The sequence below is a fragment of the Marinobacter sp. UBA3607 genome (assembly GCF_002375525.1).
GTDB classification, from domain to species: Bacteria; Pseudomonadota; Gammaproteobacteria; order Pseudomonadales; family Oleiphilaceae; genus Marinobacter; species Marinobacter vinifirmus.
The window spans coordinates 155,708-170,485 of the sequence record NZ_DFLY01000017.1 but is presented as its reverse complement, the minus strand read 5'-3'; the positions used below and the strand labels follow the sequence as shown (position 1 = coordinate 170,485).

Here is a 14,778-nt window from a genome sequence, read left to right as displayed (position 1 = left end):
GAGCCATGGATGGCGGAGCTCAAGCGTCACAGGGATGTGCCGAAGGAGCGTGTTTTGGCAAGGCCCTCCGCTTACTGGCGACCCGGAGCCCTCAAAGACCGAATACCAGGGCCTAGTTATCCACAAGCCGAAGCGCCAGACCCGAAGCCCGCACCACCTGCTGTCCTACGCTGTCCTTGAACACCTGCGCATCGCCGGTAATCAGGCTGAACCAGTTCTTGGCCCGGGTGATGCCGGTATAAACCAGCTCTTTAGTAAGCACCGGGCTGAGGCGATCTGGTAGCACCAGGCAGGTGTGGTTGAACTCCGAGCCCTGGGACTTATGTACAGTCATCGCGTATACGGTTTCCAGTTGCTGCAGACGGCTGGGGGAAATCCAGCGAATGCCGCCGGTGCTGTCGCCACTGGGGAACGCCACACGCAGGGTGTCTTTGGGCTCGCCACTGGCAGTTTTATCCCAGGGTACACTGAAGGTAATCCCGATATCCCCATTCATCAGGCCCAGGTTGTAGTCGTTGCCGGTGACCAGTACCGGCCGGCCGGCGTACCAGCCGTCGGTTTTGTCGATCAGCTTTTCTGCCAGCAACTCTTGGGCTATGCGCTGGTTCAGGCCCTCTACGCCCCAAGGTCCTTTCCTTAACGCACACAAAACCTGGAAATCGTTGAAGGCTTCCAGCACCTCTGCGGCGTGGGCATCCCAGGCTTCCCGGGGACTGTCCGCGGTTAAACCTGAGCTGTGGATAACTTCCAGATAATGACGATAGCCCACCGGCGGTGGCAGTGCTTTGCCATTCACCACCCGTCCCTGCCCGGCGTTGCGGAAGCTCTCCGGGGTGCCGGTGATGGCGTGGCGGCAGATCAGCTCAAGCGTCTGTTCCGGGTCGGGTCTCGGCGTGTCGCCGTTCAGCCAGATCACATCCTCGAACTCGGCGCCCCGGATCTGCCCCAATACACGGCTGGTGAGCGCGCTGGTGTTCACAGCTTCCGCCAGTTCGCGGATACCGCTGTCCTGCCCGAACCGGTAGCTCTTGCGCAGCATGGCCACGGCCTGGTCCAAGGCTTGGCCTGAGTTATCCACAAGGCCATCGGGTACCCGGGCGCCGGTGATGGCGGCCAGCCAGCTGGCGGTGTCCGGGGTGTAATGGGCGTCGAAGGCCCGCTGGCACAGCTCGCCCAGAACCGCACCGGCATCCACCGAGGCCAGCTGGTCTTTGTCACCCAGCAGGATCAGCTGGGCGTTGGCGGGCAGGGCGTCGAACACCGAGGCCATCAGGTCCACATCCACCATGGACGCTTCGTCGATCACCAGGATATCCACCAGCAGCGGGTTGTCCTGGTTGTGGCGGAACTGGCGGGTATCCGGCCGGCTACCCAGCAACCGATGCAATGTGGTGACCTTGGTGGGAATGTCGTCCAGTTGCACGGAACCCGGTAAGTCTGCCAGTGGCAGTTTGCTGACGGCGCCGCCAATGGATTCGTTCAGGCGGGCGGCGGCCTTGCCGGTGGGCGCGGCCAGGCGGATACGGTACTTGCGCCCGGCCCGCTCCGGAGTTTCTCCCGCTACCGCCTGCAACGCAGCCAGCAGATTCACCACGGTGGTGGTTTTGCCGGTACCCGGGCCGCCGGTGATCACCGCAAAGCGGTTGCGGGCCGCCAGGGCGCAGGCCAGTTTCTGGTAATCCACCGGTTCGGTGGACCGGAACAGCGTGTTGAGGGCTGTGGATAAGGTTTGCGCGGCCACTGATTGCGGGTCAGCCAGGGTTGATGGCAAGGCCAGCCGTTGCTGGATGCCGTCGGCAATACGCTGTTCGTAGCGCCAGAACCGGCGCAGGTACAACCGGGTGCCGTTCAGTACCAGCGGTGCCGGCTCGGAGCCATCGCTAACAGCGAGAGAGCCTTGCAGACCCACCAGGCAGTCGGCCAGTTGCACCCGGGCCAGCAGATCCTGTGGATAAATCCCTTGCAGGTTGGCTACCTCGGCTTCGGACAGTCCGGTGTTGGCCGGTTCTTCCGGCGGCAGCGCCAGGGTATGGCCGGCATCGGCCAGCAGCGTGGCCAGGTCGATACACACGTGCCCCCGCCCCACCTGGTGGGAGGTCAGCGCGGCCAACAGCAGCACCAGAGGCTGCGGGCTTTGACCCTGCTCTTCGCTGAGTTCCCGGATCAGTCGGGCAAAGCCGGTATCCAGCGGGCGAATCCAGCCGGCCTGCTGCCATTGCCCTAACAGGGTTTCGGTTTCGTTCAGGCTGGCCAGTAGCTGTGAGTTATCCACAGGCTTGCGCGGCTCCGTTGCTGTTGTGTTCACCGGCGAGTCGTCTCCCAGGTCCAGGGCAAACTGGTTTTCGGTGTGGCGGGTACGGCTCATGCGGCTACCTCCCCGGAGACTGGCTCGCCATCGAACAGGGCATCCAGTTGTTTAATCAGCACTCTCGGGGGCTTGTCGGTAAACGCGCCGCCACTGGCGGAATTCACCCCGCGCAGGAACAGGTACACCGCGCCGCCGATGTGCTGGTCGTAGTCGTAACCCGGCAGCCGGGCTTTCAGCAGCCGGTGCAGGGCCAGCAGGTAGAGCACGTATTGCAGGTCGTAGCGCTTGTCCAGGATCGCCTGGCCCATGGCCTGGTCGGTGTAGGCGGCGTCGTCCTCGCCCAAAGCATTGGATTTGTAGTCCAGCACGTAATACTGCCCCTTGTGTTCAAACACCAGGTCGATAAAGCCCTTGAGCATGCCGTTGAAGCGGTAGGTTTCGGCCCGGGGCCGGTCCGCACCGTTCAGGGTGTGACGGGTGACCAGCGCATCCAGTTGTCGGATGCTGACGTTGCGGCTTTCAAACCAGAACTCCAGCTCCGGGCGCAGGTTGCCCAGCTCTGCCAGGCTGGCGCTTTGCTGCCCGTCCCGGTCCAGTTTCAGCGGTTTCCGGATCAACGCCAGCAGCCACTGTTGCAGGGGTTCCACCCAATCGCCCCAGCCCCGGGTACCACAACGGCGGGTGAGCTGTTCGTTTAGCGGCTCGGAGTTATCCACAACCCGCTGGAAGCCCTGGGCTGTGCACCATTCCAGTAATTCGTGCAGGAAGGTGCCGGGGCCGGCGCCTTTGGGGAAGTGGTGATGGTTCCGTACGCTGGGCATGGCCGGGGCTTCTTCGGCTGGTTCCTGGGCGCTTTCTTCCAGCAGGTTCTGGGTCTGGGCGTCTTCCACCTCGCCGGTGAAGGTAATACCGGTGCCGGCCATGCCGGTGTATTCGATGCTGGAGTAACTGGCAATCCACCAGTCTTCCTTCGCTTCCCGGCTGGAGACCAGCGCCGGCCCCAGGGCTTCCGGGGCGGTTTCGGTGAATACCGTGCTTTCGGCTTCCGGCAGCGGGGTCATCCGGATTTCCGGGCGACCCTGGGCCAGGGTTGCCAGCGCCTGGCTGATGCCCTGCTCCGGTGAGCCGGCCAGCACGTAACCCAGGCCGCTCTGATGCCAGTTATCCACAGCTGCCGCGCCCACCCAGGTGGCAAACCGGGCCCGGGTCAGGGCCACGTAGAGTTTGCGGATGTCCTCGCCCAGGCGTTCCTGGTCGGCTTGCTCGATGTCTTCCGGCGTGGGGTCGAACACCGTTACCAGCTTGCCGGAGTCGTCGTGGTAGCGAACATACGCCTGCTTCTGGTTCTCTGCCCGGAAGGCGGTGCCGAAAGGCAGGAACACCAGCGGGTATTCCAGGCCCTTGGATTTGTGCACGGTAATTACCTTTACCAGCCCGGCGTCGCTTTCCAGGCGCAGGGTGCGGTGTTCGTCCTCTTCATCCGCGGCCCGCAGGATCTGGGTGAAGTGGTGCACCAGCGCATGTTCGCCGTCCAGTTGCAGGCTGTCCTGCTGCAGCAGTTCGGCAATGTGCAGGATGTCAGTCAGTCTTCGCTCACCATCCGGGCGCTGCAGCAGACGGCCCGGCACTTCAAAGTCCATCAGAAAGCTGCGCAGCATGGGCAGCACGCCCTGGCTTTGCCATTGTTGCTGGTAGCCCTGAAAGCGCTCGATTTCCCGTTCCAGTACCAGCTCGTCGGTCAGTAGTAAATCCAGCGCTTGCCAGCTCTGGCCCAGGGTTGGTGTGGCCAGTGCGGCGCGGATAAACGCCAGTTGCCGGGGCTCGGCGAAGGCCCGCAGCCAGCACAGCACTTCCTTGGCTTCCTGGGAGGTCAGCACCGAATCCCGGTCTGACAGGTACACGCTCTTGATGCGCCGGCGCCCGAGGGCATCCCGCACCGCGGCCGCCTCGTTGCGATTGTTCACCAGCACGGCGATGTCTTTCGGTGCCACCGGCTCCAGGTCGGCGGGGTTATCCGGCAGGGCAAAGCCGGCCTGTCCGGCCTGGCCCAGGGTCAGCAGCCGGGCGATCTCGCTGGCGCAGGTTTCGGCTACCTCGGTGGTAGCGGTGCCCTTGGCCAGCCCCTTCGGGTTGCCTTCCTTGTCGGTTTCAGCGGATTCGTGGGTCCAGAACACCAGGCTGGGCTGGATTTCTCCGTTCACCGCCCACAGGCGTTTGGTGCCGTTGGCATCCACACCCTGGAATGGCAGCGGCGTGCTGTCGCCCTTGCCGAACAGGAAGGCGCCTTTGGCGCTGTGCTGGTCGCTGTGTTCAAACACCCGGTTGACGGCGCTCACCATGGATTCGGCGGAGCGGAAGTTCTTGCCCAGGGTGTAAGTGCGGGCCTGCACACCCAGCCGTGCCTGCAGGTAGGTGTAGATATCGGCGCCCCGGAAGCCGTAAATGGCCTGTTTCGGATCACCGATCATCAGCAGGCAGGTGTCCGGGCTGTTCGCTTCCACGTTATAGACCCGGTTGAAGATGCGGTACTGCACCGGGTCGGTGTCCTGGAATTCGTCAATCAGCGCCACCGGGAACTGCCGGCGAATGGTGGCCGCCAGCTGGTCGCCCCGGGGGCCGTGCAGGGCATCGTCCAGGCGGGTGAGAAGGTCGTCAAAGCCCATTTCCGACCGTTGCTGTTTCTCCGCTTCCAGCCGGTTGGCAATCCAGTGGCTGGTGTGGCGCAGGATGTCGGACTTGGCGCTGGGCTGGTTCTGGCCGAACTCCATCAAGGCTTCGATGGCGTCGAAGGCCGGGTGATGGGGGCCGGGCTCCTCCCCTTTCAGGATGTTATCCAGGCCTTCGGGGGTCTGGTTCTTGTAACCGGCGGCGCTGTCCAGTTTCTCCGGCAGCAGTTCGTCGGAATCGGCCCAGGCCAGCAGGTTGTCCCAGACCTTGATCATGGCGTTCTTGCTGCCGCCGTGCAGGCGCTTGGCTTTGTGCAGGTCGTTCAACAGATCGGTGACTTCCTGCTGCCACTGGGCCCAGGGGTGGGCTTTCAGTTCATTGGCCCGTGCCTGCCGTTCGCTGACCACCTGGTTGATGGCCTGGTGCACGTTCTCTGGCGGTGTGCCCAGGGCGTCCGGATCGTCGATCAGGTTGCGCACCGCTTTGCGCAGGTCGGTGGGGGTTTTCCAGTGGCTGAGGGCTTCGTCCATCAGGGCCGGCGGCAGCGGGTAGACAAAGGTACGCCAGTAATCCCGTGCCACGTCTTCCAGCAGTTCGCTCTGGTCGGTGGCGAGGGTGAGTTTGAACAGGCTGCCGCTGTCGAAGGCGTGTTCGCTGAGCATGCGGTTACACCAGCCGTGGATGGTGGACACCGCGGCTTCGTCCATCCACTCGGCGGCCAGCAACAGTTTCTTGCGGCAGTCGGGCCAGCTGGCCGGGTCCGGATAGCTGTCATCCCGCAGCTTGTGGATAAGTGCGGTTTCCGGGGTGGGTTCCAGGCTGTCGGCGGCCTCGGAAAACACCTCGGCAGCCTGGGTCAGCCGGGTGCGGATGCGATCCCGCAGCTCCTTGGTGGCGGCGTCGGTAAAGGTCACCACCAGCAGGTTTGGTGGCAACAGGTTCTGCAGCGGGCTGTCTTCGTTCTGGCCATGGCCCAGCACCAGGCGCACATACAGGATGGCGATGGTGAAGGTTTTGCCGGTGCCGGCGCTGGCTTCGATCAGGGCACTGCCGTTCAGGGGCAGCGCCAGCGGGTCCAGGTTCGGGTTGCGGTTAGCGGCTGTCTGGCTCATGCCTGTTCCTCCTGGTAACCCACCTGCTCGGCGGCTGATTTGCCTTGCTCCGCTTCCCATAAAGGCACGTAAAGCTGGTGCAGCAAGGCCTCGAACTCGCCGCTGGCCATCAGCGCTTCGGGGCTTTCAAAGGCACCGCGCAGGTAGCCGGTGTCCCGTTCCAGGGCTGTTGTGTAGGCCTGTTCCGCTTCACTGATGGCCCGCTCGTGGTCGCCCACGTATTTTTTGCCACCGTAAAAACTGGTGATCCAGGCAAAGCCGGCTTCGCAGTGAATGGGCAGGGCCCGGGTGGTGGCGTCCATCCAGCGGCCGAGAATGGCTTCGAAATGTTTTTGTGCTTGTTCGGGTGCCATCACCGGGAAGTGGAATTTTCGGCCTTCTTCCTTACCCAGAATCAGGGTTTCAAAGGGCTGGCCGCTGAGTTGCCCGGCCAGGTGGATCAGCCAGTCTCGCAGCAGGTTGGCGTAGCGTACTTTTTTGGAAGATCCGGAGCCGGTGAGCAGGCCGGAACTGGCGATAACCAACCGGCACAGCTGCCCTTGCTGGTTGTAGCGCAGGTTGTCGATCAGGTCCGCCACTTCCGCCGAACCGAGGTCACTCGTATGGCGAAACTCGAAGGGTAAAGGCTCGGCCACCACTTCCGGCCATTCCGCCAGGGCGCCTCGATAGCGGTCAAACAGATCCGGCAACCGGCCGGCCAGTTCCGTGCGCAGGCGATGTTCGGTGACGCCCATACCCAGGTCGCCGCGCCGGGCCATGCGGTCGAGTGTCGTTTCGAGCCGGTCGTACAGTTCTTCCTCGCTGGCGGCTTTCAGCACGCTGTCCTGGATCAGCTCGTTATCCAGGCGCCAGCGGTCCAGGCCGTTCAGGTCAAAGTTTTCGTTGTCGGTATCCTCGTCTTCCACGTCTTCAAAGCGCACCTGCAGCCGGCGCTGGTAGAAGGTGTCGATGGGCTTTTTCAGGAAGTTCGCCAGCTCGTTCAGGCTGATGGGTTCTTCAGGAGCCTGATATGGCAGGGCTTCCCGGCTCTGCTCAGAGTTATCCACAGCGTGGGCGCTGCGCCATTCCCGTTCGTAGGTAAACAGGCCGCGGGCCTGCAGTACTTCGGCCAGCGGTTTGGGCTGGGCCTCTTCGCCTTCGCCCAGGCCATTGGCTTTCGGGAAGTAGTCCCGGCTGAAGGGTTGTAACGGGTGTTGGGTGGTCAGGGCTTTGGTCACCGCAAGTTCCGGTTGTCCTGCCACAGACCACAGGCTGTCCAGGTGATCCTGCAACTGGCCGATCAAGACCGAGGGTGGCCGCTCGGAATCGTCCTTGATGCTGCGCCCCACCCAGCTGATGTACAGCTGTTCCCGGGCCGACAGCAGGGCTTCCAGAAACAGGTAGCGATCGTCTTCCCGGCGGGAGCGGTCCCCCGGCCGGTAATCCTGCGCCATCAGGTCGAAATCCACCGGCGGCCGGGAGCGGGGGTAATCGCCGTCGTTCATACCCAGCAGGCACACTTTGCGGAACGGAATGGCTCGCATCGGCATCAGGGTGGCGAAGTTCACCTTGCCAGCCAGGAAGCGCTGGTTCAGGCCGCCTTCGTCCAGGCCCTGCAGCAGCACATCCTTGACGATGTTCAGAGGCAGCGGCTGGTGATCAAGGTCTGCGGCAAGGGCATCTTCCAGCCATTGCTCGAGCTGGCGGCGGAAGCGGTTCAGCAACAGCAGGTCCTGGCCTTCCACCTTGTGGAAAAACTGCTCGAGCATTTCGGAGAACAGGGCTTCCCATTCACCGGGCGTGCGGGTGGCTTGCAGGGCCTGCCACAGGGTTTCCAGCTGGTGCACGAACTCGCCTAGCCGCCCGGCCAGGCCGGCTTGCAGGCCACCGATTTCGCCATAGGGCTCTACCCCGCCCCAGGGTTCGTCATCGCCCATGCCGTAGCCGAGCAGCATGGACCGAAGGCCAGACTGCCAGGTGTTGCGATCCAGCTCCGCCGGCAGGTCCAGGCTTTGCCGGTGCTCGCCATGTAGGCCCCAGCGAATGTTGGCGCCTTCCACCCAGCGCCGGGCCAGGGGGATCTCGTCTTCACTGATATCAAAGCGGTCGCGAATGCCGGGCACTTCCAGCAGGCTGATAATTTCGCTCACGCCAAAGCGGCTGCGGGGCAGCGACATCAGGGTTTCCAGGGCTATCAGCACCGGTTCGTGGTGGCGCTGGCCCTGGTCGGAAATGGTGAACGGAATGTGGCGTTTGCGGCCCGGCGAATAGCGGCCAAATACGGCCTGGATGTGCGGCGCATACACGTTGATGTCCGGCACCATCACAATCACATCCCGGGGCCGCAGCGTGGGGTCGGCATTGAACGCGGCCAGCAGTTGGTCGTGCAGGATTTCCACCTCCCGCTGGGGGCCATGGGCGTCGTGGAACACCACGGAATGGTCCCGGGCCAGATCCACCGTGCGGTGCTGCTGGCGGATTTCCTGCAGTGGCGTCAGGTTGTGGATATCGTTCTGCAACTGGTGCAGCAGGCAGGGGTTATCCACATCGCCATGGTCGGTGAAGATGTCGATCTTCTGGCCCGGGGTCTGAAAGCTGGCGCGGTAGTCGTCCGGGTTGTCGAACTCATCCAGCAGGCGGATGTAGTCCCGGCCTTGTTTGCCCCAGGCCGCCAGTAAAGGGTTTGCATGCTGGTGTAGTTGGTCCGGGTCATCAATCTGTGACAATACCGGGTGCGCCGCGCCCCGCTTGCGTTCGGCTTTTAACAGTTCCCGGTCGCTGATGATGTCGGCCCAGTAGAACTGGCAGGGGTTGTGAACACACAACACGACTTGGCTGAATCGGCTGAGTACGTAAAGCGCTTCCAGCGCCTGCCGGGGCAGGGACGACACCCCGAACACCACAATCCGCTTGGGCAAGCGCCCCGGGTTGGCCGGCTCGCTGATGCGCTGGCCCTGCTCCATAAAGCGGATGTGAATTTGCGAGCGGCTGGTGTGGGCCTCGCTGCCCACGTCTTCTACCAGCTTGCGCCAGAGTAACGGCTGCCAGAGGGTTTCCGCATCCAGGGCCTTTTCCTCACCCCGGGCGGTGATCACCACGTCCTTGCCCTGCTCCCAGGCCGCCAGCCAGTCGGCGCGGAACACCTGGTACTGGTCGAACAGGTCGGCTACTTTTTCGGCCAGCTGGAAGTTGCGCAGGTCGGTATCGCTGCCGTCCAGAAACCGTGCCAATGGCGTGAACGCTTCATCCTGCCCCACCAGCTCCGGCAACAACCGGTACAGCCGCCACACCAGCCGGCGCTTGTCGAAGGGGGATTGCTCCGGCACTTCGCCGTCCGGCAACACCGCCCGGTAGGCCTGCCAGATAAAGCGCGCAGGAAACAGGAAATCCATGCCGGCGGCAATGCCCAGGCCGCCTTCCACACCATCGTCGGTGCGCTTTTCCGCCAGTGCCAGCTTCAGCCACTGGGCAATGCCGTTACTCTGCACCAGAAAGGTCTCGCTCTGCAGCGGCGGCATGGGGTTCTGCCGGCAGATATAGACCACGGCGCGGCGCAGGTCTTCCAGGTGGTTGGCGTGGATGGCGTGAAAGCCGGGTTCAATGGCGGCCATGGGTGTCCTTAGCTGCGGAATTCGCTGGAATGGATGGCAAACAGCTTACCTTAAGCGCTCCCGGATTCGCAGAGGGTGCGCCAGGTTGCAGAACAAAGGATACCTGTGACTTGCGACAAAGAAGGTCGCGTTCGGTCAACGCATCAGGTCGAGGAGCATTTGCCGCACCCGGGCCCTCGATTCCGCATCGAGGCAGGTCAGGTCTTCCACGTGCAGCTGGTGGCTTTGCAAAAGCCGGCACAGGGAGTCGGCGGAAATCGAGATGGCGACCTGAGCGGAATCCGTCGCACCGGGCCAGTTCACCGGATTGTAGTGATGCTGCCGGGATAGATCGGGGTGTAAGAGAGCCATTCCCATAGAGCCTCCCGTCCTCAGTTGATTGCGTTTTCGGCGAGGGTGGCCGGGTATTGAGCCACCGGGAATACCGGCCAGTTCAGGTATTCGCTGAAGAAATCAGCCTGGCGAGTGGTGTCCAGAAGCACGGCAATGCAATCATCGGTGCTGCAGCAGCCGCTGGCGCTGTTAACACAGGGCTCGGCCAGCTGCAGGTTTTCGACTGCCGTGAACAGCACATAATCCGCCGCATTGTGCTCGCCCCGGTCCCGTAGGGCACGGCACACCAGAATGGCGGCCAGCGTCAGTTCCACATGCATGCAGTCCGGGTGCTCCGCCCGCGCCAGGCAGGCCAGGTCAAAGGCGCTGCCGGTGGCGGCAATCATCTTTTCGGCATCCTGGTTCTCGCAGAAGGTGAAGGCGTATTCCATCCAGAACAGCCATAACTCGTTCTGTTCATTGAGAGAAAGGCGGGAGAAGATCTGGCGATGGCGTGGGCAGAGAAATTTCATGGCGTCCTCCTTGTCGTGATGCAAATGATAATAGTTATCATTAAATAGATTCGCAAGGGTCGCGATGATTAATTTTTGTGCATGGAATCGGTTTGAGCCGGCCCGCCTTCCGGCGTAAAGTTTGTGGCCTCATTGCCAATCCGACGTCTGCATTCCTATGACCAAGCACCGACCGGTTCCCGCCAGCCTGGATGATCCACTCTACTATCTGGAGAACATGGATATTCTGGTGGCCTGGGTAGCGGACCACCACGCTGACCTGTTAACAGAAGCAGAGCGAGCCCGGCTGGCGGCATTTGCCAATCTGGCGACTGGACCAAGGGCTCTACTAACGCGCATGGTGATGCGCACCGGTGAGCTGTTCCGGGCCGACAAGCTCCGCTATCCGGAACTGCCGGAGCCGGAGGCCGAAGCGCTTAAGGTGTTGGTGTTGGAGAGCTGGCTGAATAGCGCTCCGGATCTGAGCCTGGATGACTTGTTCCGGTTGTTTACCCTGGCGGAATTGCGGCCGGTGTTCGCAAATTGGCTGCAACAACAGGGCCAGCCGAAAACCCTGGGCAAGGCGCAGATGCGTGCGTTGCTGGCGGAACCGTTCAGCGAACCACGGCCCTTGCGGGATTGGCTGCCTGATGACGGTGAAGCTGCACAAGTCGTTCAGCTCCAGGACATGGACCTGTTCGACCGCATTCGCCTGATGTTTTTCGGCAACCTGCGCCAGAGCTGGACCGACTTTGTGCTGGTGGAACTGGGCGTGCAGCAGTTCGAGCCGGTGCCCTTCACCCCGGAATCCCGCGCCTTTCAGCGCCGGGCAGAAGTGGATTATTACCTGCAGATGCACCAGTGCCGGGAACGGCTCGATATCGGCGAACCGGCGGTGGACGTCTGGCCCGATGTTCCGGGGCCTGTGGATAACCCCTGGCTCACCAGCCGACGGGACCGATTGTTGCTGGAACTGGGCCGGCAGGCGGAGCGACAGGGTGAACGGGAACTGGCGCTGCAGGTATGGGCGGCCAGCGGCCACCGGGAAGCGCGGCTGAAACAGCTGCGGTTGCTGGAGCGGATGAAGCGCTTTGACGATGCCTGGGCTATTGCCTGCCAGTGGCAGACTACACAACTGAGTGATGCCGAAGCCCAGGGCCTGGGCCGCCTGCTGAAGCGGCTGGCAGCCAAGGTGGGAGCCGACAAACCCGAGCCTGTGGATAACCCTCCGCTGCGGGAATTCACCCTCACCTTGCCCAGGCCAGACACCGGCACCGTGGAGTTGGCGGCGGTTCAGCACCTGAGCACCGAACAAGCCCCGGTGGTCTATGTGGAAAACACCCTGATCAACGCCCTGTTCGGCCTGCTGTGCTGGCCGGTGATCTTCAAACCCATCCCCGGCGCCTTCTTCCATCCGTTCCATATCGGCCCGGCGGACCTGACCCGGGAAGACTTTGTCGCCCGACGCGCGCAGGCATTTGAGGAGCGTTTTGGCCTGCTGAAAACCCATGCCTATAAACAGCACATTCGCGACACCTTTCAGGCCAAACAGGGCATCGCCAATCCCTTCGTATTCTGGCCGGTACTGGATGAAGCCCTGCTGGAACTGGCGCTGCACTGCATTCCCGCCCACCACCTGGATGCCCTGTTCCGCCGGCTGCTTCACAACATCAAGGAACATCGCAGCGGCTTCCCGGACCTGATCCGGCTGGTGCCGGATGCCGAGCAACCTGAACAGCGTTATGAAATGATCGAAGTAAAAGGCCCCGGCGACCGATTGCAGGACCACCAGGTTCGCTGGTTACACTTTTTCGCCCGGCAAGGCATCCCGGCCAGCGTCTGCTATGTGCGCTGGGATGGCGATGAGGCGAGCGTGTGAAAGTCGCCGTCCGCACCCTGTGTGAATTCGCTGCCCGCCACGGCGATCTGGACTTCCGCTATACCCCGGCACCCACCAGCGAAGAGGGCATTGCCGGCCATCAGGCCATACAGGCCAAGCGGGGCTACGGCTATAAAAGCGAGTATTCACTTACCGGTAAATGCCTGGAAATAGAGCTTTCCGGGCGGGCTGACGGCTATAACCCGCACAAGAACCGGCTGGAAGAAATCAAGACCCACCGGGGCGATGTGTCCCGCATTCGCCCCCACCACCGGGCCCTGCACCGGGCCCAGTTACGGGCCTATGGCGCCCTGCTGTGCCGGCAGGAAAATCGCAAAAGCGTAGAGCTGGCCCTGGTGTATTACGACACCGGTCGGGACAAGGAAACGGTACTTACCGAAACCGCCAAAGCCGACGAGCTCTGGCAGGAACTGGGAACCCTGTGTGGCCGCTACCAAGCCTGGGCCGAGCAGGAAGAACACCATCGAGAGCAGCGCGACGCCCTGCTGGCCACCCTGACCTTTCCGTTCCCGGACTTTCGCCCCCGGCAGCGGCAACTGGCGGAAACGGTGTACAAGAACTCCGTCAAAGCCGGCACCCTGCTGCTGGAAGCGCCCACCGGCCTGGGTAAAACCCTGGGCACCCTGTTCCCGGCCCTGATGGCCATGCCCGCCGCCAGGCAGGACCGGTTGTTCTACCTCACCTGCCGAAATACCGCCCGGCAGCTGGCTCTGGATGCTGTGGATAAGTTGCGAGCCGCCCAGCATGAGCTGCAGCCCTGGCCCCTGCGCACCCTGGAACTGGTCTCGAAAGACGACGCCTGCGAACACCCGGACAAAGCCTGCCACGGCGAATCCTGCCCTTTGGCGAAAGGCTTTTTCGACCGCCTGCCCGACGCCCGGGCCGAGGCGGCGCAGAGCAAAGAACCATTAAATCAGCAGAATTTGGCGACAATCGCCGCAGGGCATGACATTTGCCCCTACTTCCTCGCCCAGGAAATGGCCCGCTGGAGCGATCTGGTGATAGGTGATGTGAACCGGCTATTCGACCAGTCCGCCCTGCTGCACGGCCTGATCCGCCAGAACAACTGGCAGGCCAGCGTGCTGGTGGACGAAGCCCACAACCTGGTAGACCGGGCCCGGGGCATGTACTCGGTGCAACTGGAACAACAGCGCTTACTGAAGCTGAAAAAGACCGCTCCAAAACCGGTCAAAGCGGCCCTGGATCGCACCGCCCGGGCCTGGCAGGCGCTGATCCGGGATCACGGTGAACAGGCCCAGCCGGTGTTCCTGGCGACTCTGCCACCGCAATTACTGGGTGCACTGCAGGCCATGGTTTCTGTGATCACCGATTATCTGGCCGACAACCCGCCGGATCTGGCCTTGCAGGAAGTGATGTTCGAAAGCGTGGCCTTTATGAAGCTGGCGGACAGCTTCGGTGACCACTCCCTGTGCGAATTCCAGCGCACAGGCCGGGGCCGCGCCAGCCTGACCATCCAGAACCTGGTCCCGGCGGATTTCCTCACTGAACGCTTCAAGGCCGCCCACTCGGTACTGCTGTTCTCCGCCACCCTCAGCCCCGGCGTCTATTACCGGGACCTGCTGGGCCTGCCGGAAGACGCCCGCTTCACCTCCCTGCCCAGCCCGTTCAGTGCCGAACAATTGCAGGTGCAGTTCACCCCCGGCATCAGCACCCGGCAGGTGCACCGTGAGAGTTCGCTGCAACCCATCGCCGAACTGATCGCCCGGCAATACCGGGAACGGCCGGGCCATTACCTGGCGTTCTTCAGCAGCTTTAAATACGCGAAGGAAGTGAGTGACACGCTGGCGCAGCAAGCACCGGATATTCCCCAACGCGCCCAGCAGCCGGGCATGAGCCCGGAGCAACGCCGGCAGTTCCTGGCGGAGTTCCAGAAGCCCGAAGGCTCAGTAGCCTTCGCGGTACTCGGCGGCGTGTTCAGTGAAGGCATCGACCTGCCCGGCGACCAGCTGATCGGCGCCTTCGTGGCCACACTCGGCCTGCCGCCCTTCGATGCCTGGCATGAAATCCTTAAAGACCGCCTGCAACAGCGCTTCGGGGAGGGCTACAACTACACCTACCTGATTCCCGGCCTGCAGAAAGTCGCCCAGGCCGCTGGCCGGGTGATCCGCACCCCGGACGACCGGGGCGTGATCTGGTTGATTGACGACCGTTTCCTGCAACCCGGCGTTAATCGTTTGCTGCCCCGCTGGTGGTTTTCCGACAGCCACTGATTGCCTGCCCTGGGCCCTCTGATGTGGCGGCATTTTGTCGCAGCCATTGGTAGTAGCGGGATGCCGCTATGGCTATTTTCGGTCGCAAGCTTAGAATGCGCGCCATCATCACATCATTCCGCCTGTTTCAAGGACATCCATTGCAA

Annotated in this window: 7 protein-coding genes; 2 read left to right on the top strand and 5 right to left on the bottom strand. The window is 62.6% G+C overall.

Annotated elements, in window-relative coordinates; all coding sequences use genetic code 11:
- Window positions 1-112: 112 nt before the first annotated feature.
- The 5 genes from recD to B2589_RS06965 form a co-directional block, all read right to left on the bottom strand.
- Window positions 113-2,365 carry an exodeoxyribonuclease V subunit alpha gene (recD, locus tag B2589_RS06985; RefSeq protein ID WP_286816052.1) on the bottom strand — a complete coding sequence of 751 codons (2,253 nt, stop codon included), beginning with the start codon at window positions 2,363-2,365 and terminating at the stop codon, window positions 113-115.
- Complete coding sequence (gene recB / locus B2589_RS06980) at window positions 2,362-6,087, bottom strand: exodeoxyribonuclease V subunit beta (protein ID WP_286816051.1); 3,726 nt, start codon at window positions 6,085-6,087, stop codon at window positions 2,362-2,364. Before recB ends, recD begins: the two co-directional genes overlap by 4 nt.
- Complete coding sequence (gene recC / locus B2589_RS06975; protein ID WP_286816050.1) at window positions 6,084-9,677, bottom strand: exodeoxyribonuclease V subunit gamma; 3,594 nt, start codon at window positions 9,675-9,677, stop codon at window positions 6,084-6,086. Before recC ends, recB begins: the two co-directional genes overlap by 4 nt.
- A 135-nt stretch (window positions 9,678-9,812) precedes the next feature.
- Window positions 9,813-10,028 carry a hypothetical protein gene (locus B2589_RS06970; RefSeq protein ID WP_286816048.1) on the bottom strand — a complete coding sequence of 72 codons (216 nt, stop codon included), beginning with the start codon at window positions 10,026-10,028 and terminating at the stop codon, window positions 9,813-9,815.
- A 20-nt stretch (window positions 10,029-10,048) separates the two neighbouring features.
- The gene (locus B2589_RS06965) at window positions 10,049-10,522 is read right to left on the bottom strand and encodes a hypothetical protein (protein ID WP_014420008.1); all 474 of its coding nucleotides are present in this window, start codon (window positions 10,520-10,522) and stop codon (window positions 10,049-10,051) included.
- A 157-nt stretch (window positions 10,523-10,679) separates the two neighbouring features.
- Between B2589_RS06965 and B2589_RS06960 the strand changes: the two genes are divergently transcribed.
- Both B2589_RS06960 and B2589_RS06955 read left to right on the top strand, forming a co-directional pair.
- Entirely contained in the window at window positions 10,680-12,380 is a 1,701-nt protein-coding gene (locus B2589_RS06960) for a VRR-NUC domain-containing protein (protein WP_286816045.1), read from the top strand.
- A complete protein-coding gene (locus B2589_RS06955) occupies window positions 12,377-14,632 on the top strand; it encodes an ATP-dependent DNA helicase (RefSeq protein WP_286816043.1) in 2,256 nt (751 codons plus the stop codon). The genes B2589_RS06960 and B2589_RS06955 overlap by 4 nt, the downstream gene beginning before the upstream one ends.
- Window positions 14,633-14,778 lie beyond the last annotated feature (146 nt).

What these genes read in the sequence shown, in the direction of transcription:
- recD (WP_286816052.1), bottom strand. Translation starts at nt 2,365, where the DNA reads ATGAGCCGTACCCGCCACACCGAAAACCAGTTTGCCCTGGACCTGGGA.
- recB (WP_286816051.1), bottom strand. Translation starts at nt 6,087, where the DNA reads ATGAGCCAGACAGCCGCTAACCGCAACCCGAACCTGGACCCGCTGGCG.
- recC (WP_286816050.1), bottom strand. Translation starts at nt 9,677, where the DNA reads ATGGCCGCCATTGAACCCGGCTTTCACGCCATCCACGCCAACCACCTG.
- B2589_RS06970 (WP_286816048.1), bottom strand. Translation starts at nt 10,028, where the DNA reads ATGGCTCTCTTACACCCCGATCTATCCCGGCAGCATCACTACAATCCG.
- B2589_RS06965 (WP_014420008.1), bottom strand. Translation starts at nt 10,522, where the DNA reads ATGAAATTTCTCTGCCCACGCCATCGCCAGATCTTCTCCCGCCTTTCT.
- B2589_RS06960 (WP_286816045.1), top strand. Translation starts at nt 10,680, where the DNA reads ATGACCAAGCACCGACCGGTTCCCGCCAGCCTGGATGATCCACTCTAC.